This is a genomic window from Luteimonas rhizosphaericola (assembly GCF_029888045.1).
GTDB classification, from domain to species: Bacteria; Pseudomonadota; Gammaproteobacteria; order Xanthomonadales; family Xanthomonadaceae; genus Luteimonas; species Luteimonas rhizosphaericola.
In genome coordinates this window covers 21185-46139 of sequence record NZ_JARXRN010000016.1, presented here as the reverse complement: position 1 = coordinate 46139, position 24955 = coordinate 21185, and the positions used below count along the sequence as shown (strand labels likewise).

The 24955-nt window shown below is 71.5% G+C and carries 21 protein-coding genes and 1 pseudogene; 15 read left to right on the top strand and 7 right to left on the bottom strand.

Annotated features, from left to right (window positions below):
* Positions 1–27: 27 nt before the first annotated feature.
* Genes QFW80_RS01495 through QFW80_RS01480 form a run of 4 tightly spaced genes read right to left on the bottom strand, consistent with a single transcriptional unit; the run spans position 28 to position 3444 of the window.
* The gene (locus QFW80_RS01495) at positions 28–1089 is read right to left on the bottom strand and encodes an ATP-grasp domain-containing protein (protein ID WP_280599232.1); all 1062 of its coding nucleotides are present in this window, start codon (positions 1087–1089) and stop codon (positions 28–30) included.
* Positions 1086–2333: a tyrosine/phenylalanine carboxypeptidase domain-containing protein gene (locus QFW80_RS01490; RefSeq protein WP_280599230.1), complete on the bottom strand. Its 1248-nt coding sequence runs from the start codon at positions 2331–2333 to the stop codon at positions 1086–1088. Before QFW80_RS01490 ends, QFW80_RS01495 begins: the two co-directional genes overlap by 4 nt.
* A complete protein-coding gene (locus tag QFW80_RS01485; RefSeq protein WP_280599228.1) occupies positions 2330–3187 on the bottom strand; it encodes an N-formylglutamate amidohydrolase in 858 nt (285 codons plus the stop codon). The genes QFW80_RS01490 and QFW80_RS01485 overlap by 4 nt, the downstream gene beginning before the upstream one ends.
* Entirely contained in the window at positions 3184–3444 is a 261-nt protein-coding gene (locus QFW80_RS01480; RefSeq protein WP_280599226.1) for a hypothetical protein, read from the bottom strand. Before QFW80_RS01480 ends, QFW80_RS01485 begins: the two co-directional genes overlap by 4 nt.
* Positions 3445–3558: 114 nt before the next feature.
* Here QFW80_RS01480 and QFW80_RS01475 point away from each other — a divergent pair, with 114 nt between their 5' ends.
* From QFW80_RS01475 to QFW80_RS01465, 3 genes are all read left to right on the top strand, one after another.
* Positions 3559–4113, top strand: coding sequence for a YaeQ family protein (locus QFW80_RS01475; protein WP_280599224.1), 555 nt, complete (start codon positions 3559–3561; stop codon positions 4111–4113).
* Positions 4114–4286: 173 nt separating this feature from the next.
* Positions 4287–5339 (top strand): GGDEF domain-containing protein, encoded by a 1053-nt coding sequence (locus QFW80_RS01470; protein ID WP_280599222.1) that lies wholly within the window; start codon positions 4287–4289, stop codon positions 5337–5339.
* 311 nt (positions 5340–5650) lie between these two features.
* Positions 5651–6700, top strand: a complete 1050-nt coding sequence (locus tag QFW80_RS01465; RefSeq protein ID WP_280599220.1) for a S66 peptidase family protein — start codon at positions 5651–5653, stop codon at positions 6698–6700.
* 247 nt (positions 6701–6947) lie between these two features.
* Here QFW80_RS01465 and QFW80_RS01460 read toward each other — a convergent pair whose 3' ends face one another.
* Positions 6948–8486, bottom strand: coding sequence for an alpha-N-arabinofuranosidase (locus QFW80_RS01460; RefSeq protein ID WP_280599219.1), 1539 nt, complete (start codon positions 8484–8486; stop codon positions 6948–6950).
* Positions 8487–9100: 614 nt separating this feature from the next.
* On the opposite strand from QFW80_RS01460, the gene QFW80_RS01455 reads away from it, so the two are divergent.
* From QFW80_RS01455 to QFW80_RS01445, 3 genes are all read left to right on the top strand, one after another.
* Entirely contained in the window at positions 9101–9319 is a 219-nt protein-coding gene (locus QFW80_RS01455; protein WP_280599217.1) for a hypothetical protein, read from the top strand.
* 28 nt (positions 9320–9347) lie between these two features.
* Positions 9348–11876 (top strand): diguanylate cyclase, encoded by a 2529-nt coding sequence (locus tag QFW80_RS01450; protein ID WP_280599215.1) that lies wholly within the window; start codon positions 9348–9350, stop codon positions 11874–11876.
* A gap of 126 nt (positions 11877–12002) precedes the next feature.
* Entirely contained in the window at positions 12003–12365 is a 363-nt protein-coding gene (locus tag QFW80_RS01445; protein ID WP_280599213.1) for a hypothetical protein, read from the top strand.
* A 13-nt stretch (positions 12366–12378) separates the two neighbouring features.
* On the opposite strand, the gene QFW80_RS01440 is transcribed toward QFW80_RS01445, so the two are convergent.
* Positions 12379–14700, bottom strand: coding sequence for a winged helix-turn-helix domain-containing protein (locus QFW80_RS01440; protein ID WP_280599212.1), 2322 nt, complete (start codon positions 14698–14700; stop codon positions 12379–12381).
* 165 nt (positions 14701–14865) lie between these two features.
* On the opposite strand from QFW80_RS01440, the gene QFW80_RS01435 reads away from it, so the two are divergent.
* From QFW80_RS01435 to QFW80_RS01405, 7 genes and pseudogenes are all read left to right on the top strand, one after another.
* The gene (locus QFW80_RS01435) at positions 14866–16359 is read left to right on the top strand and encodes a PQQ-dependent sugar dehydrogenase (RefSeq protein WP_280599211.1); all 1494 of its coding nucleotides are present in this window, start codon (positions 14866–14868) and stop codon (positions 16357–16359) included.
* A gap of 63 nt (positions 16360–16422) precedes the next feature.
* Positions 16423–16905: a heme-binding protein gene (locus QFW80_RS01430; RefSeq protein WP_280599209.1), complete on the top strand. Its 483-nt coding sequence runs from the start codon at positions 16423–16425 to the stop codon at positions 16903–16905.
* A 51-nt stretch (positions 16906–16956) separates the two neighbouring features.
* Positions 16957–17844: pseudogene (gene xth, locus QFW80_RS01425) on the top strand (exodeoxyribonuclease III); the annotation flags it as partial.
* A gap of 405 nt (positions 17845–18249) precedes the next feature.
* Positions 18250–20118 carry a right-handed parallel beta-helix repeat-containing protein gene (locus QFW80_RS01420; RefSeq protein WP_280599206.1) on the top strand — a complete coding sequence of 623 codons (1869 nt, stop codon included), beginning with the start codon at positions 18250–18252 and terminating at the stop codon, positions 20116–20118.
* Between the two features lie 106 nt (positions 20119–20224).
* Positions 20225–20755, top strand: a complete 531-nt coding sequence (locus QFW80_RS01415) for a hypothetical protein (protein WP_280599204.1) — start codon at positions 20225–20227, stop codon at positions 20753–20755.
* Positions 20756–20853: 98 nt separating this feature from the next.
* Positions 20854–22179 (top strand): acyltransferase family protein, encoded by a 1326-nt coding sequence (locus tag QFW80_RS01410; RefSeq protein ID WP_280599202.1) that lies wholly within the window; start codon positions 20854–20856, stop codon positions 22177–22179.
* Between the two features lie 3 nt (positions 22180–22182).
* Positions 22183–23097, top strand: a complete 915-nt coding sequence (locus tag QFW80_RS01405) for an endonuclease/exonuclease/phosphatase family protein (protein WP_280599200.1) — start codon at positions 22183–22185, stop codon at positions 23095–23097.
* Positions 23098–23177: 80 nt separating this feature from the next.
* Here the strand turns inward: QFW80_RS01405 and QFW80_RS01400 are convergent, their stop codons facing one another.
* A complete protein-coding gene (locus tag QFW80_RS01400) occupies positions 23178–24155 on the bottom strand; it encodes a sensor domain-containing diguanylate cyclase (RefSeq protein ID WP_280599198.1) in 978 nt (325 codons plus the stop codon).
* Between the two features lie 9 nt (positions 24156–24164).
* On the opposite strand from QFW80_RS01400, the gene QFW80_RS01395 reads away from it, so the two are divergent.
* Together QFW80_RS01395 and QFW80_RS01390 are read left to right on the top strand one after the other, a co-directional pair.
* The gene (locus QFW80_RS01395; RefSeq protein ID WP_280599197.1) at positions 24165–24404 is read left to right on the top strand and encodes a hypothetical protein; all 240 of its coding nucleotides are present in this window, start codon (positions 24165–24167) and stop codon (positions 24402–24404) included.
* Positions 24405–24487: 83 nt separating this feature from the next.
* Complete coding sequence (locus QFW80_RS01390) at positions 24488–24955, top strand: FKBP-type peptidyl-prolyl cis-trans isomerase (protein ID WP_280599195.1); 468 nt, start codon at positions 24488–24490, stop codon at positions 24953–24955.

Genomic DNA, 24955 nt, shown 5'->3' with positions numbered 1-24955 from the left:
GCGAGTGCACGCCCCCGGCGGCCGGTGTCACAGCATCGAGAGTTCGACGTTGCTCAGGTTGCCGCGGTACTGGTTGCGCAGCCGCACCTTGCGCGCGAGGTCCTCGATGATGTGGCCGCTGAAGTCCACCCCGGTCAGTTCCTCGGCCATGTTGATGCCCCCGGGGGTGTCGACGTTCACCTCCATCAGCTTGTCGCCGACGATGTCCAGGCCGGCCAGGTACATGCCGTCGTGGATGAGCTTGGGCGCCACCAGCTCGGCCAGCCGCAGCGCGTCCTCGTCCGGCTCGGCCAGCTCGATCTTGCCGCCGGCGCTGATGTTGCTGCGCGCGTCGCCGCTGTCGTTGTAGCGCCGGAAGCAGGCATAGCGGCCGTCGACCTTCAGCGGGCGACCATTGAGCGTGAGCAGGCGCAGGTCGCCGTCGGCCGCCTTGGGCAGGTACTCCTGCGCGATCGCGTAGCCGTCGCGGATCACCGCGTCGATCATCTGGTTGACGTTGGCCCCGCCGTCGCCGTTGACCACGAACACGCCCTGGCCGCCGGAGCCCTGCAGCGGCTTGATCACTCCACGCCCGCCCTGGGCCGAGATGAAGGCCTTGATCTCCTCCGCGTCGCGGCTGATGCAGGTGACCGGACGCACGTCCTCCGGGAAATGCTGGAAGTAGGTCTTGTTCGAGGCGTCGGTGAGGTGGGTGGGATCGTTGAGCACGATCACGCCGCGCTTGACCACCAGCTGCGCGAACAGCAGCGCGCTGTTGGGCGCCCAGGGCCGGTCGACCACTTCCTCGGCCGGGTCGCTGCGCAGCATCAGCACGTCAAGCTCCTCGACGTTGATCCGCTCGACCTTCGCGTCCTCGCCATGCAGCTCGGCCAGCAGCGCGGCATCGTCGGCGTAGGACTCGCCCGCCGGCACGTGCGCCTTGGCGTACACGCAGCCGGACGGGTCGTAGATGAAGTCCTCCAGCCCGATCAGCGCGACCGAGTGGCCCATGCGGACGGCGGTGCGCGCCAGTCGGATGGTGGTGTAGTTGTCCTGTTCGGTGGCGACGTCGTTGACGACGAAGCCGAGGCGCAGGGGGCGATCGGTCATTCGGAGAGTTCCAGCGGGAGGGGAGTGGGGTGGGCGTGGTGCAGGTGCGCCACGTCGAGCGTGCGGCAACGCGCCAGGGTGTCGGCGAACCCGTCGGCGGCGGTATAGCGCGGCAACAGGCGCGGCGGCGTCGCCCAGCCCTCGTCGATGAGCTGCGCGATGGCGGCGCGATGGCGCAGCGCGAACTTGCCGGCGAACAGCGGCTCGAACGCGTTGCCGTCCCGCAGGTCGGCGAGCAGGTCGCACAGTCCGCGCAGGTACACCGCGTCCTTGGTGAGGCCGCCCCCGCGCAGCGCACGCACCGCGACATCGAAGGCCTCGTCAGTGGCGAAGCCGTGCTCGTCGTGCAGGCGGGCGAAGATCTCGGGAATGCCCTGGCGATCGATCGCCATCTGCGCGGCGACCACCCGCGCAGCGAGGATGCGCAGCCGTTCGCCGGGCAGGTAGCCGGACAGGAATTCGGCCAGCACGCCAAGGCCTTCCTGCAGCGGATCGTACTGCGCCAGGCCCACCGACAGCTGTCGCAGCGGCTGCCGCGCGCCGTTGTAATGGGTGACCACGTGGGTGCCGACTTCGTGCTGCACCAGCGGCTGCAGGCGCGCGTGGGGCAGGCGCAGCTCGGCATCCAGGTAGAGGCGCCCGTGGGAGACCATCATCAGCGAGCCGATGTCCGCATTGACGACGACATCCAGCGCGAAGTCAGGCGCGCGCTCCTGGTACCATGCCACCTCCTCCTCGACCGCCGAGACCACTGCGTCGACGCCGGTATCGGCCTCGAGCGGTTCGCCGGGCTGCACCTCGTGGAGCAGGCGGCGGGCGAGGACGAGGAGCTCGGGCTCCACGCCGCCGAACAGCTCGATGCTGGCATCGACGAAGCCGCCGGTGCCGCGCAGGCGCACCAGTTCGATGGTGCGGTCGAGGTCGGCCTGCTTTTCCCCCAGCAGGCCCGCCAGCAACGGCGATTCGATGCGCTCGACCGGCAGGGCCAGCAGCCGCTCGCGCATCGCGTCGAGGTCGAGCACCGGATCGGCGTAGCGCAGGGCCGACACGCGTTGCCGTCCACTGGCCTCGAATTCGTTCCACAACGCGTCGGTGCCCAGCGGATTGAGCGCGATCAGCCAGTCCAGTTCGGCATCGATCGCGAGCAGCGCCGCATCGACCTCCGCGGCCACGGGCGGCAGTTCGCGCACGGACCGCGTTGCGCCGGCGGGCTCGCCCCGTGCGTGCTTCACCTGCGCGTTCATGCGCGTCTCCGGAACTCGGGGCGCACGGCATCCACCGCCGAACGCAGCCCGCGCTGCAGGTCGCGCAGGGCGGCGATTTCGGCGGTGCCGGTCCACTCGTCCATGAAGATCTTCTTGTATTCCGGCGAGATGGTGCACACCCGCGATCCCCAGCGGGCATACACCCACTCCGGGAAGTGTCCGCCGGTGGGGAAGCGGACGTTGGCGCGTACATCGGGGTGGCGGCCCTGCACCGGTGTCGCGCGCAGGGCTTCGGAAAAGCGTTCGGTCACCGCCCGCCAGCGCGCCGGATCGGCGGTGGTCAGCCCCAGTTCGATGTCGGGATTGCCTGCCTGCGGCGCCGGTTCACCATCCGCGCCGTCGCGGCGGTGGTTGTAGCTGTGCAGGTCGATCAGCAGCACCGCGTCCCAGCGTTCGAGCAAGCGGTCCAGAAGGTCCGCGACCATCCCGTAGAAGCGGTCCCAGCGCTGCAGCGAGCGCTCGATCTCGCGCTCGGGCAGGGGCGAGGACCACAGCTGCAGCCCCCAGCAGTCTTCCGGCCGCGCATACACGGCACCGTCGCGCGGACGGTTGAGATCGACTTCGAAGCGCGAGATCGGCACGCGGATGCGCACATCGCCCACCTCGGTTAACAGGCCGGTCAGCGGATCTTCCTCGCGCAGGCGCTCGTCGGGGCCCAGTGCGAGCAGGGGACGCAGGGAGGGCCGGATCGCGTGGCCATCGTGGATCGCGGTCGCCACCACCGGCCCGTCGCCCAGGAGAATGTCCCAGTCGTCCTCGCGTGCGGTCGGCGTCAGTCTCGGGCGCGTCTCGAACCAGCCCCGCGCCGGGGCGTTGCCTTCGGGTGCCATCATGGCCGCGAATGCTGGCAGGCGCGCAATGATCGCGCCGTGATGGGCCGCGCGCCTGGTTCCGGCGCGCGGCTGCGCGCGTCCTGATGCGCCCAGCTCTCGTCCAGGGCCTCGAGCATGATGCCCCAGCCACCTTCCGGCGCATGCGCACGCAGCGCCGCCCGCAGGTGCGCGTCGATGACGGGCAGGCTCGGATCCTCGGCGAGCCGGAACATGTGCAGTTCCGGCGTGCGTCCGGCATCAAGCACGACTTCGGTCATCGACTGCGGCGCGGTGGACGCTGCGCTGCGCCCCACCGACGCACGCCATTGCGCAACCACCGGCACGCGCGGGGACACCGACTACAATGGCACACCCCTTTTCCCGGCACCCGCATGGCGCCCAACGCGACGATCTACCGGCTCGAACTGCAGGTCAGCGACATGGACCGGCACTACTACGCCAGCCACAACCTCACGCTGGCGCAGCATCCGTCCGAGACGCCGGAACGGCTGATGGTGCGGCTGATAACGTTCGCGCTGTACGCCGATGAGCGGCTCGAGTTCGGCCGCGGCCTGAGCACCGTCGAGGACGCCGACCTGTGGCAGCGCGACTACGGCGGCGAGATCGAGCGCTGGATCGACCTGGGCCAACCCGACGAGACCCGCATCCGCAAGGCGTGCGCGCGCGCCAGGCACGTCGTGGTGGTGAACTATGGCGGGAATGCGTCGGAGATCTGGTGGAGCAGGATCGCCTCGTCGCTGTCGCGCCTGGACAATCTCACGGTGATCGACCTGGCGCCCGACCGCGTCGAGGCCGCGACCGCGCTGCTCGAACGCGGCATGCGCCTGACGGCGATGATCCAGGACGGCGAACTGCAGCTGATGAGTGAGCACCTCAACGTGGCGATGACCCCGCAGGTACGGCGGGCGGCCACGCGCGGCGCCTAGCCAGGCCGTCTCTCGCGTCAAGGGCGGATCCGACACCCCGCGTCGGGCCGACTCGCGGCCTCGTCCACGAGGCCGCACGCCCCATCGCATGCACTCCCTGTTCACGCCGCGCTGCGCCTCCACCGGTAGGCTGGCCCGGCTGATCTGTCCGGAGTGCCGGCCAGGTCGCGCCCGTGGATGGACCGGCCCTTGGCCTGTCCGGCGCGACGGGCGCGGCGAAGGGAGGCGTGATGTGGAGCAACCGGCTGAGGGTGGACTTCCACCTGGGCATCGTGGTGATGTTCGGCACGATCACCGTGCTCGGCATCAGCCCGTTCGGTGTCTACCGGTACCTGCGTGGCGAATACCTGATCGCGCTCATCGACCTGGTGATCGTGGCCAGCATCGTCGGCGCCGCGCTGTACGCCTGGCGCACCGGCCGCACCGCGGGCGCGGCGTCGTTCCTCGCGGCGACCTACTCGCTGGGGTGCGTCGCGGTGGCGCATCTGGGCGGCCTGCCGGGCCTGCTGTGGGTGTACCCGGTGCTGGTCGCGAATTTCCTGTTGATCCGGCGCTGGCCTGCGCTGCTGATCTCCGGCGGCGCCATGGCAGCCGTGGCCGCGAGCGATGCCGCGCTGGCCACGCCGCTGGAGAAGGTCCTGTTCCTCGTGACCGCGATCGTCGTCAGCCTGTTCTCGTTCGTGTTCGCCTCGCGCGCGGAGCTGCAGCGCTCGCAACTGGAGGCGATCGCGCTGCACGATCCGCTGACCGGTGCCGGCAACCGGCGCGGGCTCGAACTCGAACTGCAGGCCGCCATCAACACCAGCGAGCGCCAGGCCACGCCGCTCGGCCTGCTGATCTTCGATATCGATCACTTCAAGGCCATCAACGACGCGTTCGGCCACGAGGCCGGCGACGACGTGCTGGTGCAGCTGGCCACGGTGGTGCGCGGCAACACGCGTGCCAACGACCGCTTCTTCCGCCTGGGCGGCGAGGAGTTCACCCTGCTGCTGCCCGGGGCGAGTGGCGACGCGCTGTGGGCGATCGCCGAAAAGCTGCGCACGGCGGTGGAAACGGGGGTCCAGTGCCGCGGCCGCACGGTCACCATCTCGCTCGGCGCCGCCACGCACCGCGGCGGCGAAGCGGCCGCGGAGTGGCTGGCGCGCGCGGACGCGGCGATGTACCGCGCCAAGCGGGCAGGGCGCAACCGCACCACCACGGCTGACGCCGATGGGGTGCCGGCCTGAGACCGCGGCCGGCGCGTGGGACGGGGCGCGGCACCGGGCCGTGACACCGGTCGCCGCCCAGCCCGTCGCAGGGCCTGGAGGCCGGTGCGACGCAGCCGGTCGCGATTTTTCCCTGGCGTCGGTCTGCTGCTTGGGAATGTCATCCGGCATCGCAGGCCCGGGCGGCCACGGTTGCCGTGCGGCATCGTCTCGAATTGTTCCGTCTCCCCGGTGCGTTGCGTCGACGCGGAAGCGCTGCGCAGCCGTCGGTCGCGCTGTCGCCGGCGCCCTCCGGTTGCTACCCTCGCGCCTCCACTCGATGAGGGCAGGGCATGCGCAGGCGACACTTCCTCGGTTCGGCTACGGTGGCGGCGGCGAGTGCGCTGCTGCCAGGCATCGGCTTGGCCGCGCGTGCGGACGCGATTTCGCAGCGCCTGCTGCCGCGGCCGCTGGCGCCCGGCGACACCGTGGCGCTGGTCAGCCCGTCCTCGGCCGTATCCGATCCGCTCGACCTGCAGCTCGCGCGCGAAGTGATGGAAGCGCTGGGGCTGCGCGTGGTCACGGGCGCGCATTACGCGGAGCGCCGCGGCCACCTCGCGGGCAGCGATGCCGAGCGCGCGGGTGACCTCAATGCGGCGTTCGCCGACCCGGACGTGGCCGCGATCGTCTGCACCCGGGGCGGCTCCGGCGCGGCGCGCCTGCTGCCGTTGCTGGACTACGAGGCCATCCGCGGCAACCCGAAGGCGCTGCTCGGCTATTCGGACGTGACCGCGCTGCACTGCGCGATCCAGGCGCGCACCGGGCTGGTGACCTTCCATGGGCCCATCGGTACCGGCAGCTGGAACCGCTTCAACGCCGACCAGTTCCGGCGCGTGTTCTTCGAGCGCGAGCTGATGCACTACGAGAACCGGATCGAGGCCGGCGACGAGCTGGTGCCGCGCCGCAACCGCACCCGCACGCTGGTGCCCGGCCAGGCGCGCGGACGGCTGCTGGGCGGCAACCTCACCGTGCTCACCGCGCTGGCGGGCTCACCTTACCTGCCGGATTTCGATGGCGCGATCCTGTTCCTGGAAGACGTGTCCGAGGCGCCGTACCGGGTCGACCGCATGCTGACCACGCTCAAGCTGATGGGCGTGCTCGACCGCATCGCGGGCTTCGTGTTCGGCGAATGCACCGATTGCGACCCGGGCGATGGCTACGGCTCGCTGACGCTGGCGCAGATCCTCGACGATTTCATCGTGCCGCTCGGCATTCCCGCCTACACCGGGGCGATGATCGGCCACATCCGCGAACAGTTCATCCTGCCGGTCGGCGGCGAGGTGGAACTCGACGCCGATGCGGGGACGCTGCGCCTGCTTGCGCCGGTGTTCGCGGGCGGCTGAAGCAACGGATCGGCGATCCCCGGATGCTGCCTGCGGCCTTGTCCGGGCTACACGCGGTGCCGCCGGGTGCGCGACGCCGTCGCGGGTCCTGGACGCGGCTTTCGGCCTTGTGTGGGCTACGCGTGCCAGCGTCGGCTTCGGGACGCGTCGTGTAGTCCCGGATGCGGCCGTTGGCCTTATCCGGGCTACGGGGTGGTGTTGCGGCCGGGACGCGTCACCCGCGCGCGTGTCGGGCGAGCGAGGGTGCTTATTCGAGCGTCAGCACGACCAGCGATTTGGCAGGAAGGCGGGCCGACAGGGTGCCGTCCGCCAGGCGTGCGCCGTCGAAGGCGACCGGTCGCACGGTCTCGGGGGCATCGAAGGTGTTGTGCGCGTCGAGTCCGTCGGCGGTCAGCAGTTCGCCGGATACCCGCGTGGCCTGGGCGCCTTCGAGCGCCAGCGACACGTCCATCGCCTCGCCCGGATCGAGGTTGACCAGTGCCACGTAGAGCTTGCCGTCACTGCCGCGCGCGGCCGTGCCATCCACCGCCTTCAGGCTGCCGTAGTCCGGCGAGCGCAGCGCCAGCGGCAGCGAGGTCGCACCCTGGAAGGGCCGGTACATGCGGAAGGCATGGTAGGTGGGCGTGCGCACCATCTTCGCGCCGTCGGTGAGCAGCATCGCCTGCAGCACGTTGACCATCTGCGCGATGCCCGCCGCACGCAGCCGCTTCGCGTTGCGGTGGAAGATGTTGAGGTTGACCGCCGCCACGAGGCCGTCGCGGATGCTGTTCTGCTGCTGCAGCCAGCCGCCGGGCGAGCCGGGGGTGGGGTCGTACCAGGTGCCCCATTCGCCGATCACCAGCGCCTTCTCGGCCTCGGGGTCGAACTCGTCCATGATCGCGGTCTGTTCCTGGATCATCGGCTCGATCATGTAGGTGCGCTCGAACGTCGCGCGCCATTCCGGTTCGCCGAACCCGGTCGCCGGGCCCTTGGTGGTCCAGTCGCCGGTGGGCAGGGTGTAGTAGTGCATCGAGAACGCGTCGAGGTGCTCGCCGGCGATCTCCATCGTGGTGCGGGTCCAGGCCGGATCGGTCGCGTCGGGGCCCGATGCGATCATCGTGGTGCCGCCGTGCGGCGCGATGAAACCGGAGTACTGCCGGAACAGGTCGGCGAAGGTCTCCGCGCGCATGCGCCCGCCGCAGCCGTTGGGTTCGTTGCCGATGCCGAGGAAGTCGATCTTCCACGGCTGCTCGCGACCGTTGCGCCGCCGCTCCTGCGCCAGCGTCGAGTTGGTGGGCGAAGTGATGTACTCGACCCACTGCGCGGCCTCGCGCGGGGTGCCGGTGCCCACGTTGACGTTGAGGAAGGTCTTGGCGCCCACCAGTTCGGCGAACTCGAAGAACTCGTGGGTACCGAAGGCGTTGTGCTCCTCCTTGTTGCCCCACCAGCGGTTGAGCGTGACCGGCCGCTTCGCGCGCGGGCCGATGCCGGTGCGCCAGTCGTAGATGTCGGCGTAGCAGCCGCCGGGCCAGCGCAGCACCGGCACCTTGAGCTCCTTCAGCGCGGCGAGCACGTCGTTGCGGTAGCCGCGGGTGTTGGGGATGTCCGAGTCGGGGCCCACCCAGATGCCGCCGTCGATGCCGGTGCCCAGCTGCTCCATGAACTGGCCGTAGAGTTCGGGCGCAATCACCGGCCCGGGCTGCCCGGCATCGACCCGTCCGGTCACGCTGCCGGCGAAGGCGAGCGGTGCGGCGGCGGACAGCAGCAGGGTGCAGGCGGTGGTGCGCAGAGCGGTCAGGGCGGTCATGCGGGGTCGGTCCTCGTTCGGGGCGTGCCGCGCGAACGCGGCGGCGCGCGGCTGGCATCGGGTCGGGCGAAGTCTGTCCAAAAGCCGCGGTCGCGTCGACGTGCCGGAGCGGGCCAATGGACTGGGCGAAGCCGCGCGACGCGCGTATCCGTCCTGCCGCCGGGACGGGGAGACCCCCGGACCGCAGGGGAAACCGGCTCCCGCCACGCACTCGTAGCACGCCGACCGGGCAGCGACCCGCGTCTGCATTTCGAATCACGGACGGCGGGATTGGAATGGCGGCAGCGGCATCCGGGTGCACTGCACCAGAGCGACGGGGCCGGCGGCGACACAGGACGCTCCAGCGGATCAAGGTCGATTGGACGAGGTGGCCCCGCGTCCCGACGACCCCGCGCAACGTCAAAATCGCGCGCGACCGGACACGTGCAGCTAGGCGGCACCGGCTGCGCGCGCGAGGGCCGGATGTCGCCACCGCGGCCGGGAACCTATGCTAATGTCGCGCTGCTCGGCGCCCCGGGGACAACGCGTGCGCGGGGCCTGTGTGGTGGGGTTCCGGCGAGGCGTCAGCGGATGCCCGCGCGGTCACGATGCCTGGTCGATTCAGGGGGATGTCCATGTCGAAACTGCTCGAACTGATGCGCAAGCTTGGCAGCGATGCGGCCTTTGCCGCGGAGTACGACAAGGATCCGGACGGAGTGATGCAGCGCGCCGGGCTGGCCGACGACGAGCGCCAGGCGATGCTGGACAAGGATTACACCGCGATCAAGGCCCTCACGGGCCTGAAGGACGGGCAGTTCGCGACCAACCACAGCATCAAGTGCTACGAGAAATAGCCCTCGTGCACTGAACCGTTGCAGGCCCATGGATCGGCTGAGCAAGCTTTCATTCCTGCTTCTCGCGCTGGTCTTGCTGCCGGCGTTCGCGCAGGACAACCTCGAGTCGCGCGTCAGCGAGATCGAGACGCTCGCCTTCACCGCGCACTGGCGGGAATCGAACGAGAGGATCGCCGCCCTGGCCTCGCAGGCCGGGCAGCTGTCGACCGGGCAGCGTCAGCGGATCGAGTACGTCCGGCTGCGCAACATGGCGCTTGCCGGCGGGTCGAAGGAGGCGCTTGAAGGGCTTGCCGACCTGCTGTCGGAGGAGATGCCCGCGGCGCTGCGGATCAGGATCTACGGGACCGCCATCAGCGTGGCGGCCAACATCGAGGACTGGTCGCGGGCGTTCACCTGGCTCAACGAGGGCCTGTCGTACCTGCCCGAGGCCCCGGAACACGCCCCCAACCTGCTCGGGACCGCCAGCTACCTGCATACGCTGGTGGGGGAAACCGATAAGGCGCGGAACCTGGCGCGCCGCGCGGTCGACGCCATCGAGGCGACGGACGACGTGAGGGGCCAGTGCGTGGCGCTGTCGGAAATGGCCTTGGCCGAGGACCACGCCCGGAATTACAGCGTCGCGGAGGAGTGGCGACATCGCCAGATCGACGCTTGCAGGCGTGCCGGCGATCCCGTGTTCGTCGCGCTGGGCAAGTACGGCGTGGCCAAGATGGCGGCGCGGCAGGACCGCCATGACGAGGCCTGGACCTGGGGCCGCGAAGCGCTGTCCGAGTTCGAGGCCGCGGGCTACGCGGCGGGCGCCTGGAGCACGCGCCTGGTCATCGCGGAAAGCCTGATCGTCTCGAACCGGGATCTGGACCACGCCCAGCAATTGCTGGCCGATACCCTGCGCTACTACCGCGAGCAGGAATCCAGCCTCGCCATCGCCGAAACCGAACACCTGCTGGCGAGGCTGGCCGAACGTCGCGGCGATCTCACGTCGGCCCTCGCGCATCTCAAGCAGGCCATTTCCGCTTCCGAAGCCGCCGAGGCCGATGCCCGCGCGCGACGCCTCACCTACCTCCAGGTCGAATTCGACACCCGGATGAAGGAGCAGCAGATCGCGCTGCTCGAGGCGGAGAAGGAACTGGCCGCACTGCAGGTCACCGCCACCCGGCGCTGGCAATGGCTGCTGGCCGCCGGCCTGGTGGCGCTGCTCGCCACGGCGCTGCTGCTGACAGTGCTGCTGCGGCGCTCGTTCCGCGAGCGGCGGCGCTACCGCTGGCAATCCGAGCACGACAGTCTGACCCGGCTGCTCAACTACCAGCAGGTGCGCAGGGAAGGCGAGGCCGCGTTCGAGCGCGCGCGGCGCGAAGGCCGGGCGTTCACCGCGATCGTGGCCGACATCGACCGCTTCAAGGAGGTCAACGATCGCCACGGCCATGCCGCGGGCGACGAAGCCCTGCGCTGGCTCGGCACCTGGATCGCCGAGGAGGTGGGTGAGCAGGGGATCGCCGGCCGCAGCGGCGGCGACGAGTTCACGATCCTGCTCGATGGCGGCCGCGACCAGGCCCAGGACCTGCTGCGCCGCCTGCGCGGGCGCATCGCGCCGGTGACCGTATTCGGCCACACCGTGCATTTCAGCATCAGCGCCGGCATCTGCCAGGCCAACGACCACGCGACCACGCTCGAGCAACTGGTGCACGATGCCGACCAGGCGCTCTACCGCGCCAAGTACGACGGCCGCGACCGCACCGTTTGCACCAGCGATGCGCCATCCGGCGCGCGCGAAGGCGGTGGCCTGGTGGTGGTGGGCAGCGGCATCGAGTTCGGCCGCCACGTCAGCGAGCGCTGCCTGTCGGAGATCCGCGAGGCGCAGGTGGTGTTCTGCCTGACCGATCCGTTCGCGCTGGCGATGATCCAGAGCTTCCGCCCCGACGCGATCAACCTCGGCGCGTATTACGCCGACGGCAAGGACCGGCGCCAGACCTACCGCGAGATCGACGCCGCGATCATGGCCGAAGTGATTGCGGGCAAGCGCGTGTGCGCGGTGTTCTACGGCCATCCCGGCGTGTTCGCCGACGTGCCGCACGCGGTGGTGCGCAAGGCGCGCGAAGCGGGCATTCCGGCGCGCATGGAGCCGGGCGTTTCCGCCGAAGCCTGCCTCTACGCCGATCTCGGCATCGACCCGGGCCAGCGCGGCGTGCAGTCGATGGAGGCCACCCACTTCCTGCACTACGAGCGCGTACCCGACACCGCCGGCCTGGTCCTGCTGTGGCAGGTGGCGCTGTCGGGCGACCTGACCTGTACCCGGTTCCATGCCGAACCCGAGGGCTTGCAGGCGCTCGTGGAGCGGCTGCTCCTCTGGTATCCGCCGGAGCACGAGGTGATCCTGTACGAGGCGGCGCGGCTGCCGATCGAAAGCCCGCGCGCCGACCGGATGCCCCTGCGCGACCTGCCGGGCGCGCGGTACGAGGAATACACCACGCTGGTGATCCCGCCGCTGGGCGAGTTGCGCAGCGCTGCGGGCGCAGGGCCTGTCGACGCGCCCGATCGGGGCGCGGCGCCCGCGGACTGATCGCATGAGGCCCGGGGACTCGCCTGCGCGGGTCCCGACGCGCCGGACGAAGCGTCCTCACCGCGACCCCACGCGCCTGTGCCAGAGTGGCGCGCCCGTCCCCGTTTCCGACCCATGAGGAGTGCCATGTCCCGGACCGCCTGCCGCCCCCTGATCGCGTCCAGCCTGCTGCTGGCGCTCGCCGCCTGCACCTCGGTGCAGGATGCGCCCGTGACGTCCGCCGGCGAGCGCGTGGTCGAAGGCACGATCGTCTCGATCGACACCCAGCCCTGGACCTACGACGGCAACGCGATCGTGGTGGTCGATACCGGCGCGCAGCGGCAGGTGTCGGTGGAACTTCCGGCGCGCTGGAACCTGTGCGCGGCCGCGCCGGTGAACGTGGACGCGCTGTCGGTGGGCATGCGCGTGGTGGCCGCCGGCGACGCGGGCGAGGGCGACTCGATCGTGGTCTGCCAGCAGTCCTCGCACCGGCTGGCACCGGCGCCCTAGGCGCCGGCCCCGCTCACGGCCGCGGCTGCGCCAGGCGCAGGTCGCTCTCGCGCAGCGTCAGCTCGGAGAACAGCAGCCGCGTCTGGTCCGGCGACAGGTCCAGGCCCCAGCCTTCGAAGTCCGGCGCCAGCGCCACGATCGCGGTGCGCGCGCCTGTGCGTTCGTCCCATACCGCGAGCGTCGGCGGCCCGGCGGCCGGGCGGTGGACGTGGTAGACGCCGGCACCGGAGGACGTCCAGTTGCCGGTGTCCTGCGCAGCAAGGTCGGCGATCAGCAGGGTTTCGCGCCCGGGTGGTGCACCCGCGTTCCAGTCCACGCGTGGCACCTGCCACAGGCCGGGCGCGTCCGGCTTGGCGTACAGCAGGCGGCGCCCGTCACGCGACTCGCGTGGATGCGCCGCCGGCCCGGGCGACACGACCACTGCATCGCCGCCATCCACCGGCTGTGCATACGCGCGCCAGGCGCCGTCGCGGTTGGATTCGAAGTAGAGCCAGGCGCCGTCGCGCGACCATGCCGGATTGCGGTGGTCCCCGGGACCGTCGACCAGCGGTCGCGCGGCGCCTCCCTGCGCATCGACCACGAAGATCGCGGTGCGTCCTTCCGGGCTCGCATCGAAGGCGATGACGCGCCCGTCCGGCGACCAGGCGGGGTTGTCGACGTAGGTGCCGTCGAAGGCCGCGATCTCCACCGCGCCGCTGCCATCGGGCCGGCTCACCCAGATGCCGTGCGGTCCGCCCCGGTTGGAGGTGAACGCGATGCGCGCGCCGTCGGGCGACCAGGCGGGGTTCGAATCCCAGCGGGTGGACTGCAGCAGGCCACCGGCACCGACGTCGCGACCGCTCGCCACGTCGACCTGGCGCAGGTGCGAGCGGTGCCGCCACTGCTCGAACGCGATCGCTTCCACGCCGGGCGCGGTCGCGGGCTGGTGCACGTCCTCGTTGCCCAGCGCGACCTGCACCGGCTCGCCGCCGTCGGCGTGTACCGACCACAGCGCATACAGTCCCGAGCGGGTCGAGGTGAACAGGATCCGGTCGCCCGCGCCCGCCCAGGCCACGCCGTTGATCTTGCGGTGGTCGAAGGTCAGGCGCATCGCGTCGCCGCCGTCGGCCGGCACCCGGTACAGATCCTTGGTGACTTCGTTCACTGCGCGGGCGAACACGATCGAACGACCGTCGGGTGCGAAACGGGGATCGACATCGCCTAGCGATCCCGGTGCGGGCGCCGACAGCACCCGGCGCCCGCTGCCATCCAGCGCGGCCAGGTGCGCGCGGTAGGGCTCCCCGGCGCGGCTGCGTGCCGCATACGCCAGCCGGCTGCCGTCCGGAGACAGGCTCATGCCGCGCAGTTCGTGCACGGCCGGATCGCGGAAGGCGAGCGTGACACCGCCGCCGAGCGCGGAGACGCGATGGATCGACACGCCGTCGGCATCGCGGCGCGCGAACAGCAGGGCGCGGCCGTCCGGCGTCCACACCGGATGGTGTTCGTCGTCCGGGCTGTCGCTGAGGTTGAGCACCTCCTCGCTGCCGATCGCCTTGACGTAGACGTCGAAGGTGCCGCCCGCGTCCCAGACGAAGGCCACCCGGCTGCCGTCCGGCGACAGCGCCGGCTCCAGTTCGAGGCCGACGAAGCTGGTCAGCGGATGCACCTCGAGCGCGGCTGCGGGGGGAAGGGCCGTCGGTGCCGCGCCGCCGGGCGCGCGTGACCGCAGCTGCCAGGCGGCGAGCGCGACCAGCGCCAGCGCACCGGTGCCGAGCGTCATGGCCAGGTGCATCCGGCCCCGACGTCGGGGAAGCGACGCTGCGGCGGCGGAATCAGGCGGCCATGCCGAAGACGCGATCTCGCCGGCCGGTCGGCGCGGCTCGTGCCGACCCGGCACGTCGCCCGGTGCCGCCTCACCCCCGAAGGACGCGGCCACGGTTTCGCTGCCTCCGGGGGGCACGGCCACCGCCGCCGCGACCCGGGCCGGCGCGATCGGGGCGATCAGGCGGTAGCCGCCCTTGCGTATGGTTTCGATGTAGCGCGGCGCCTGGGGATCGTCGCCGAACAGCTTGCGCAGTTCCGACACGGCGCGGTTGAGCAGGTAGTCGTCGCCCACGGTGCCGGCCCAGACCGTGTCGAGGAACGCCTCGCGCGCGATCACGGTGCCCGGCCGGGCGGCCATCAGCAGCAGCACCTGCATCACCTTCGGCTCGACCTGGTGCACCCGGCCGTGGATCGTGATCCGGTTCAGCGACGGCTGCACGAGCGCCTCGCCGGCGCTGAAGTTCGCAGGCGCGCCGCATTGGGCCGGATCGCCGGCCAGCCCGATCTTGCCGATGGCGGTGTGCTCGCTCACCCGTCCCTGTCCCCGGATCCGGACTCGTCCGCGGCGCACAGCGGCGCCCTGCATCGAATCTATAGCAGAACTCCAGCGGCCCTCCATCCGCGGCTGCGGCGAGCCGGTGTCTGCTTGCGACGGCGCGATCGCGGTCGTGCCGTCCCGACCACCGGAGTCTTTCCCATGCCCGATGTCCGCCGTTCCTCGTCCGTGGCCCCGACGCTGCTGCTGGGCGTCCTGGCCGCCGTCGCCGCCCCGGCCGCGGCCCAGACCGATGCCGCCACGCTCTACCAGCGCAACTGCGCGTCCTGCCATGGCGAAGGCCGCCAGGGCACGGGGCTGGGGCCTCCACTGTCGCCGGCGACCTACCGCTATGGCGGCACCCGCGCCGACATCGCCCGGGTCATCGCCAACGGCATCGCCTCGCAGGGGATGCCGTCATTCGCGCCGACCCTCTCGGCGGCGGAGATCGGCGCGATCGCCGAACTGCTGCCCGCGCGCGACGCCGATCGCGCCCCCGACGACGAGGAGGCGCCGGCCGCGGAGGAGGCGCCCGCGCGCGAGTTCGATGCCGTGCCGGGCGTGCACGACACCCTCGACTACGCGGTCCGCGTGGAACTGTTCGCCGACGGCCTGGAGACGGTGTGGTCGATGGCCTTCCTCGATGCCGACACGGTGCTGGTCAGCGAACGTCCCGGCCGGCTGCGGGTGGTGCGACGCGGCGTGCTGCAGCCGCAGCCGGTGACCGGGGTGCCCGGGGTCTACGTGCACGAGCACCGCTGGAACCAGGCGGGGCTGTTCGACATCGCGCTCGACCCCGACTACGGCCGCAACGGCTGGATCTATCTCAGCTACGCGCACCCGCTCGACGCCACCGGCCCGGAAGGCGGGCGTCTGGCGATGACGCGCGTGGTGCGCGGGCGATTGAGCGGCAACGCCTGGGTCGACCAGGAGACGGTGTACGAGGCCGACCACGCGCACTATGGCGAGCCGTTCTGGCATTTCGGCGGGCGCCTGGCGTTCGATCCGCAGGGCCGGCTGTACCTGTCGGTCGGCGATCGCGGCGCGCAGGAACTCTCGCGCGAACCGGGGCGCCCCAGCGGCAAGATCCACCGCCTGCAGCCCGGCGCCGCGCCGCCCGTGGACAATCCCTTCCACGGGCGCGCCGACGCGCTCGCGACCGTCTTCAGCCTCGGCCACCGCAATCCGCAGGGCATGGCGTTCGAACCGGGCACCGGCCGGCTGTGGGCCACCGAGCACGGTCCGCGCGGCGGCGACGAGCTCAACCTCGTCCGTCGCGGCGGCGACTACGGCTGGCCGGTGGTCTCGCACGGCATCAACTACGACGGCACCGTGCTCACGCCGGACCGGCGCGCGGATGGCGTGGAGCAGCCGGCCTGGTTCTGGCGTCCGTCGATCGGGGTGTCCGGCCTGGCGTTCTACGACGGCGACCGGTTCCCGCTGTGGCGGGGCAAGGCGCTGGTGACCGCGCTCGCGCCGCGCCAGCTGCGGCTGCTGACGCTCGACGGCGATCGCGTGCAGCACGAGGAGGTCCTGCTGACCACGCGGGGCCGGCCCTACGAGCCGATGGTCGGGCCGGACGGCGCGATCTACCTCGTCACCGACGACCCGGGCCAGATCCTGCGACTCACCGCGGAGCAGGAACGTCCGCAGTAGCCCGCGCGACCCGTCGCGCGTCACCACCGTCCATCCGCGGACCCGCCCGCCAGGAAGCCCCCGATGCATCCGATCGACACCACCCTCGCTCTCGCCCTGACCGTCGCCGCTCTGGCCGGACTCGCCACGCCTGCGGCCGAAGCACAGACCCTGACCGCCACGCTCGATTTCGCCACCGCAGACACCATCCGCGACCGCTGCCTCGCGCATGCCGGACGGGCGGGCGTGACCGTCGCCGTCGCGGTGTTCGACCAGGGCGGCAACCTGGTGAGCTTCGCCCGCGACCGCACCACGCCCGCCGCGGCCGAGATGGCGCTGTGGAAGGGGCGCTCCGCAGCGATCTACCTCGCCTCGACCCGCGAGACCGGGACCTGGAACATGGCCACCGCGCCGCTGGTCGCGACAGTCGAAGGCGGCGTGCCGCTGTTCACCCGCGAGGGCGTCGGCATCGGCGGCGTGGGCGTGTCCGGCGCGCCGCCGGAGTTCGATGCCGCGTGCGGTGCCGCCGGGGCCGAGGCCGCGGGGCTGCGCGTCACGCCGCCCTGAACCATCGCGCGCGATCCTGTCGCCCGGATCCGCAGGCGGGGATGGACGCGCATGGGACGCAGGAAGCTGCTCACGCTGGCGACGTTCAACGTCAACGGCATCGGCACGCGGCTGGGGCATCTGCTCGCCTGGCTGGAACGCGAGCAGCCGGACGTGGTCGCGCTGCAGGAACTCAAGGCCACGGACGAAGCGTTCCCGGTCGACGCGCTCGAGGCGGCCGGCTACGGCGCGCTGTGGCACGGCCAGCGCAGCTGGAACGGAGTGGCGCTGCTCGGCCGCGGCGTGGTGCCGCAGGAAAGCCGGCGCGGCCTGCCGGGCGAACCGGCGGACCGGCAGAGCCGCTACCTCGAAGCCGCCGTGCACGGAATCCTTGTCGGTGCGCTGTACCTGCCCAACGGCAACCCGCAGCCCGGGCCGAAGTTCGACTACAAGCTGCGCTGGATGCGACGGCTGGCGCGCCACGCCGCGGGCCTGGTCGACCTGCCGCATCCGGTGGTGCTGATGGGCGACTTCAACGTGATCCCGACCGACGGCGACGTCTACGACGCGAAGGCCTGGCGCAAGGATGCGCTGATCCAGCCCGAGGTGCGCGCGGCATACGAGGACCTGCTGGCGCAGGGCTGGACCGACGCGCTGCACGCGCATTGCGGTGATGCGGCTCCGTACACGTTCTGGGACTATTTCCGCCAGCACGCCGAGCGCGACCGAGGCCTGCGCATCGACCACCTGCTGCTCAACCGCGCCCTGGCGCCGCGGCTGGTGGAGGCGGGCGTCGACCGCTGGGTGCGCCTGCAGCAGAAGGCGAGCGACCACGCACCGACGTGGATCCGCATCGCGGCCGCGACGCCGGCGAAGCGCGCGCGCAAGCAGGCCAGGGCAGCGGCCACGCCCGACAAGCCGGGCGCGCCTGCGCGGACAGCACGGCGCAACCCGAGCGCCTGAGCGTTCAAGCGCTCGCCCACGCGCGCGTCGCTAGCCCCGGCGACCCACTGCACGCTCCACCCGGCGCGCTCCAGCGCATCCCGGGTCGGATCCGGACCAAAGGAGAAGCACGATGCGATCACTGGCCACGGCGTCGCTGGCCCTGCTGCTCGCCGCCTGCGGCGGTGGCGACACCGAACCCGGCATCGACATCCCGCGCTCGGGCGGCGAGCGACGCTGACGCTCCACGGGTGAAGCAGGCGCGTGGACCACATCGTATGCTGCAAAGCAGCACGCGATACCGGGTGGTGATTGGCCATTGGTCGGGTCGCCAGAACCGCGGCGCGATGCTACCTTCTGATAGCGCTAACACCATGCCGACGCAGCAAGCGCGTCGCGCGATCGCCATCCGGGAGGAACCACATGCCGTCCATCCACTGCGCGTTCCGCGCGCATCGTCGCCGCCTGTCCAGACTGCTGAGCGCCTGCGTGCTCGCAGCCTTTGCCGCGGGGCCCGTCCCGGTCCTCGCGCAGCCGTCCGGCGGACCCTACGGGCCGGTCCCGCAGTCCTACGACGTGCCGCAGCAGGGCACCGTGTACTTCGTGGCGCCCGATGGCAGCGCCGACGCGACCGGCACCGAGCTCGCGCGGCCGACGACCCTCGAATCGGCGATCGCGCGCGTGGTCACCGGCGACGCCATCGTGCTGCGCGGCGGCACCTATCGCACCGGCGGCCTGCAGCTCAACCAGGGCATCACCCTGCAGCCGTACCGCGACGAGCAGCCGGTGCTCAAGGGCACCCGCGTGGCAGGGGACTGGGAGGAACTGCGCGACGGCACCTGGCGCACGAAGTGGACCACGCTGTTCCCGGCGCAGCCGCTGGCGTGGTGGCGTCGCGAGCGCGAGGGCATGCGCACGCCGATGCACCGGTTCAACAACGACATGGTGTTCGTCGACGGCAAGCCGCTGCGCTCGCAGGGCTGGGCCGGAGAACTCGGCGAGGACGGGTACTACATCGATTACGAGCAGGGCTACGTCTACATCGGCACCGATCCGGCCGAGCGCCTGGTCGAGATCACCGCGCACGACATCGCGCTGCACCGGCCCTCGCGCGAGGTGCACGGCAAGCCATCCGACCGCAAGGGGCCGACCATTCGCGGCCTGACCTTCACCCAGTACGCGTTCCGCGCCATCGACATCGAGGGCAAGAAGCCGTCCACCGGCCCGAACGAGGAACCCACCGACGATCCGGTCGACGTCTCCGACCCGGCCGACCACGGCAAGGAGGTGGTCGGCACCACGCTGGAGAACGTGACCATCAGCCACACCTCGCGCGTGGCCGGCTATTTCCGCGGCGACGGCCTGGTGATCCGCAACTCGCTGATCAGCGACACCGGCACCGAGGGCATCTACGTCATCGGCTCGTCCGACGTGCTGCTGGAGCGCAACATCGTCCGCCGCAACAACATCGAGCAGCTCACCGGCTACTACCCCGCGGCGGTGAAGATCTTCAACCAGTCCTACCGGGTGACCGTGCGCGACAACCTGGTGATCGAGCACCCGCACTCGAACGGGGTCTGGTACGACGTGGGGAACGTCGAGGGCGTGTTCGCCAACAATCACGTCGAAGGCACGCAGATCGGGTTCTTCTTCGAGATCTCCAAGGGCGTGGTGGTGGCCGGCAACGTCTTCGCCGACAACGAGCAGGGCATCCGCATCCTCAACAGCTCCGGTGCGCGCATCTACCACAACACCTTCCTCGACTCGCCGGTGCTGATCGACCGCAACGAGCGCAGCGCCCAGGGCGACCACTTCGGCTGGCACCCGCGCACCGGACCGGACGTCGACGAGCGCGAGGGGCACGTGGTGCAGGGCAACCTGTTCGCCGCGCGCGCCGGCTTCGACGGTGCCCTGCTGCGCTTCGAGCAGCCCGCGGCGACGTGCGGCACCCTCAAGCGCCCGATGACCACGCAGGTCGACGGCAACGTGTACGCGCGTGCCTCCGGCGACACCGGCCCGCTGGTCGTCTGGAGCCCGGCGCGGGGCAAGGACTGCAAGGCGGAATTCGACTCCGTGCAGGCCTTCGCGCGAGCGACCGGGCTCGAGGCCGATGGCGTCGCGCTCGCGATCGACGGGCAGGGCCTGTTCCGCAGCCCGGAACTGCGCCGCTTCGACCTCGCCGCCGTGCCGGCGACGCTGGCGCCGCGTGAGGTGGCCGAGGAGGCGCGCGCCGCGGCCGGCTGGGAGGCGGGGACCGCGCTGCCCGGCGCGTACGGTGGCGCGACGCGCTGAGCCAGGCTGGCAATGCCGCTCTCCGCGGGGCGGCCCTGCCGCGCATTGACGCCGGCGCCACGGCGCCGCTGCCATGCTCGTCGTCCCGCGATGCGGAGACGCCGCCATGTCCGACCTTCCGGTGACCGGCGAAGTGTCCAACAGCAAGCTGGCGGCGGTGTTCGCCAGCCGTGACGCCGCGCGCGACGCGGCAAGCGCGATCGTCGCCGAACTCGGCCTGCAGCCGGCGCAGGTGAAGATCGTCGGCCCCGAGAGCGCCGACGTCGACATCCAGCTCGAGCCCGAGGGCGGCGGCATCTGGCGCACGATCGTGGTCGCGCACGTGCGGCTCGGCATCGCCGGCGCCGTGGCCGGCCTGCTGGCCTTCGGCGCGCTGTTCTGGGTGGGCGTTCCGTTCGTCGTGCAGTCGCCGTGGGCGGCCGGGCTGGCCGCGACGGGCTTCGGCGCGACCGCGGGCCTGCTGCTCGGCGGGCTGGTATCGCTGCGGCCGGACCACGACCGCTATATCGAGGCCACGCGCGACGCGATCTCCGACGGCCGCACCACGCTGGTCGTGCACGCGCTGTCGGCGGAACAGAGCGCGCGCTCCGCGGCCTACCTCGCGCAGCGCGGTGCCGACGTGACCCGCACGCTTTGAACTTGCCGGACGAGAGCGCTGCACCGGCGCACGGAGGCGCGCCACCGGCGATCACGCGGGCGGCTACCATGCCCGGCCCACCGCCCGCGGTCGCGCCGATGCCCAACCCGCCACGCGACCTGTACGCCGATGCGCTGCGCGCCTGCGCGCTGCTGGTGGTCGTGCTGGGCCACTGGATCGCGACCCTGCCGCGACTGCAGGACGGTCGGCTGGTCGACACCGACCACCTGCTCGCCGCATGGGACGGTGCCGCGATGCTCACCTGGCTGGTGCAGGTGGTGCCGCTGTTCGTGTTCGTCTCGGCGGCGGTCAGCGCCGGCGGCGTGGCGCGCCGGGTCGAAGCGGGCGGCGCCGCCCCGTGGTGGGCCGCGCGCGCACTCGCCCTGGCCCGGCCCACCGTGACCTATGTCGCCGTGCTGGTCGCCCTGGCGCTGCTGGGGCTCGCCTCCGGCGGACGCCTGCTGGCCGTGTTCGACCAGTCGCTCACCGTGCACCTGTGGTTCCTTCTGATGTTGCTCACGGTGCAGGCGCTGCTGCCCTGGTGCCTGCGCCTCGATGCGCGCTACGGCCTGGGCGCCGTCGCCGCACTGGTGGCGCTGGCGGCGCTGCTCGACATCGCGCGCGCGGGCGCGTGGTCCCCCGGCGAACTGATGCGCCTCGGCAGCCTGGTGTCGGAGCGTCCGGCCGGCATCGCCTGGCTCAACATGCTGGTGGTGTGGCTGCTGCCGCAACAACTCGGCATCGCATGGACGCGCGGGCGGTTCCGCGGCGCGGGGGCGGGCCTGGGCCTGATCGCGCTGGGCGCCGCCTGGCTGGTGCTGGCGATGGCCAGCGGCTATCCGGTGGCGATGGTCGGTGTCGCGCTGGCCGGCAACAACATGCTGCCGCCGACGCTGGCGCTGGTGGGCGTGATGTGGCTGCAGGTCGGCGCGGTGCTCGCGTTCGAGCCGCTGGCGCGTCGCATCCTGTCCGGCGCGGGCGCAGGCGCAGGACGCGGGCCGGGCCGGATCATCGCGGTACTCGGCGCGCTCGGCATGCCGCTGTACCTGTGGCACAAGCTGGCCGAACTGCCCGCGGCCTGGCTGGGCGAACGCCTCGGCCTGCCGATCGACGCCGGGGTGCCGGGGGAAGCCGGATTCTGGCTCGGCCGCGCCTGCTGGATCGGGCTGTGCCTGCTGATGGTGGCGCCGGTGATCGCCGCGGTGGTGCGCTTCGAACTGCGCCGCGACCGCGACGTGCCGGCGGTGGCGCACACCTGGCGGATCGTGCTCGGCGGGCTGGCGCTCTACGTCGGCCTGGCCGCGGCGCTGGCCTGGGGCGTGTGGCCCGGCGCGCTGATCGCGCTGCCGGCTGTGCTGCTGGCGTCGTGGCAATTGCGCCAGCGCACGGCGGTCGCGGAAATCGCAAGCGCGAGGGAGAATTGAGCCATGCCAGACCGTCGAGACGCTCCAATGCCGCAGTTCACCGCCAATCGCTCCCTGGCGCGCGCCGCGCGCCTGCTGCTCGCGTGCGCGCTGCTCGCGCTCGCTGCATGTCGCAGTGTCCCCGCGCCGGAGCCGGCACCGCTGCGGGTGATGACCTTCAACGTGCGGGTGCCGATCGACACCGACGACAACCGCTGGGAACTGCGCCGCGATGCGCTGGTGCAGACCATTGCCGACGCCGATCCGGACCTGTTCGGCACCCAGGAACTGGTGCCGCACCAGGCCGACTTCATCACCACGCGACTGCCGCAGCTGGCCTGGTTCGGTGTGCCGCGCAGCGCCGATCCGGACGACGAGCACATGGGCGTGTTCTACCGCCGCGACCGCATGCGGCTGCTCGATTCCGGCCATTTCTGGCTGTCCGACACACCCGAGGTTCCCGCCAGCATCACCTGGGGCAACCTGTTTCCGCGCATGGTCACCTGGGGCCTGTTCGAGCGGAGCGCCGACGGCCAGCGCGTGGCGCTGCTCAACACCCATTTGCCGTTCCGCGATCAGGACGATCCGGCGCGCGAACAGGGCGCGGCACTGATCGTCAAGCGTCTGCTGACGCTGCCGCCCGACGTGCCCGTCGTCGTGCTCGGTGATTTCAACTCGGCGCCGGGCAGCGCCGCGCACCGCACGCTGACCGCCGCGCTGGACGACGCCTGGGACCACGCCGATCGACGCTCCGGCCCGGCCGGCACCTACACCGGCTTCGGCGACGCGCCCGGGGAACGCATCGACTGGGTGCTCTCGCGCGGGCTGCAGGCGCGCCACGTGCGCACGATCGACGCGCGCGTGGACGGACGCCTGCCGTCGGATCACTTCCCGGTGCTGGTGGAGTTCGTGCCGAAGACGGCGGCAGGCGCGGAGTAGGGCGCACAGGGCAGGGCGCTTCCCAACCCCTGCTTGCCCATGGCGCGGCGACACGCAGGCGCCGGCCACGCCGCGATTGCTCAGGCCGCCACCACCCGGTTGCGGCCAGCCGCCTTCGCGCGGTACAGCGCGGCGTCAGCCGAATGCACCCAGGCGTCGAGCGTTGCGTCGGCCTGGGTCGCGGCGGCCACGCCGATGCTCAGCGTGCAGGTCAGCCCGGGTTCGGCCTCGAACACCTCGCGCTCGGCCTCGCGCCGGATCCGCTCGGCCACCACCATCGCGCGGGTGATGTCGGTATCGACCAGCAGCAGCGCGAACTCGTCGCCGCCGTAGCGCGCCGGCAGGTCCACGTCGCGCACCGAGGCGCAGAGCAGGGCGGCGATGCGCTTGAGCACGACGTCGCCCATCCCGTGCCCGTAGCGGTCGTTGATGGTCTTGAAGTTGTCGACGTCGATCAGCATCAGCGACGCGGGACGTCCGGAGCGCTGGAAGCGAGACAGCTCCAGCGTGGCGACCGCCTCGAGATGCGGCCGGTTGGGCACCTGCATCGTCGGATCGGTGCGGCTGCGCCGCTCCAGCTCGCGGTTCTGCACCCGGATCCGGTTGCCCAGCCGGTTGGTCACCAGGCTCAGCGCGACCGTATACAGGAACAGGAACGGGACGCACAGCAGCAGGGTGCGGTGCGAGGTTTCCGGTTGCCATGGAAATCCGAGCAGGCTCCACACCGCCGCGAACGCCAGCAGCAGCGCCACGGTCGAACGCCGCAGCAGCAGCCATCCGCCGGCGGCGATCTTGTCGGCCGTGGCCATGGTCAGGAACAGCGCGGTGGGCGCGGCGCTGACCGCCATCGCCGCGATCCACGCGCCGGCCGCGGCCGAATCCAGCGCCAGGCAGCGGAACTGCGCGGTCACCGGATCGCGGGCGCGGACGCTCGCAACGTTGGCGAACTGCGGCCACAGCAGCGCGTTGGCGGCCAGCAGCGCGTACGCCGGCCAGCCGGCGCCGCGTTCGGCCAGCACCGAAGCGATCGGCAGCGCGCACAGTGCGGTGCCGAGCATGCGCATGTGGTGGATGCGCCGCACGAACTGAAGGTCGCGTGCGCGCAGTTCATCGGCTGTCGCGTAGTGCGGCATCGCTCGTGGCAGGCATCGTCCGGGTCGCCCGGCATCGTACGCCTGCAGGCGTCGTGGCGTCCTGAAGGCCATTGCGGCGCAGCCGGAAACATGCCGCGCGAAGCGCGCGTCGTGCGCCTGATGATGAACAGGCGATTTGCGTGGATGCCGCGCGGCCGCTATGGTGGGACTTGATCCACGCGCTGCACCGTGACTTCACCGGTGCCATCGGCCTACGGATCCGATCCCTTCCTCCCACTGACCCAAGGAGCATCTCCATGGAGATCACGGCTGCCAGCATCGCCAGCATCCAGTACACCCTCACCGACGACGACGGCCGCATCATCGACCAGTCGAGCGAAGACCGTCCGCTGCGCTATTTCCACGGCGCCGGCAACATCATCCCGGGCCTGGAGAAGGCGCTGGCCGGACGCCAGGCCGGCGACGCGCTCAAAGTCGACGTCAAGCCGGAAGAAGGCTACGGCGTGCGCAACGAAGGCCTGGTGCAGGACCTGCCCCGCGATGCGTTCAAGGGCGTGGACAAGGTTGAGCCCGGCATGCAGTTCGAGGCCCGCACCGAACGCGGCCCGCTGCTGGTCACGGTGGTGAACGTCGCCGACGACCAGGTGCGCATCGACGGCAACCATCCGCTCGCCGGCCAGACCCTGCACTTCGACGTGAAGGTGCTCGACGTGCGCGAGTCAACCGACGCCGAAAAGCAGAGCGGACGCGCCGAACAGGCCTGA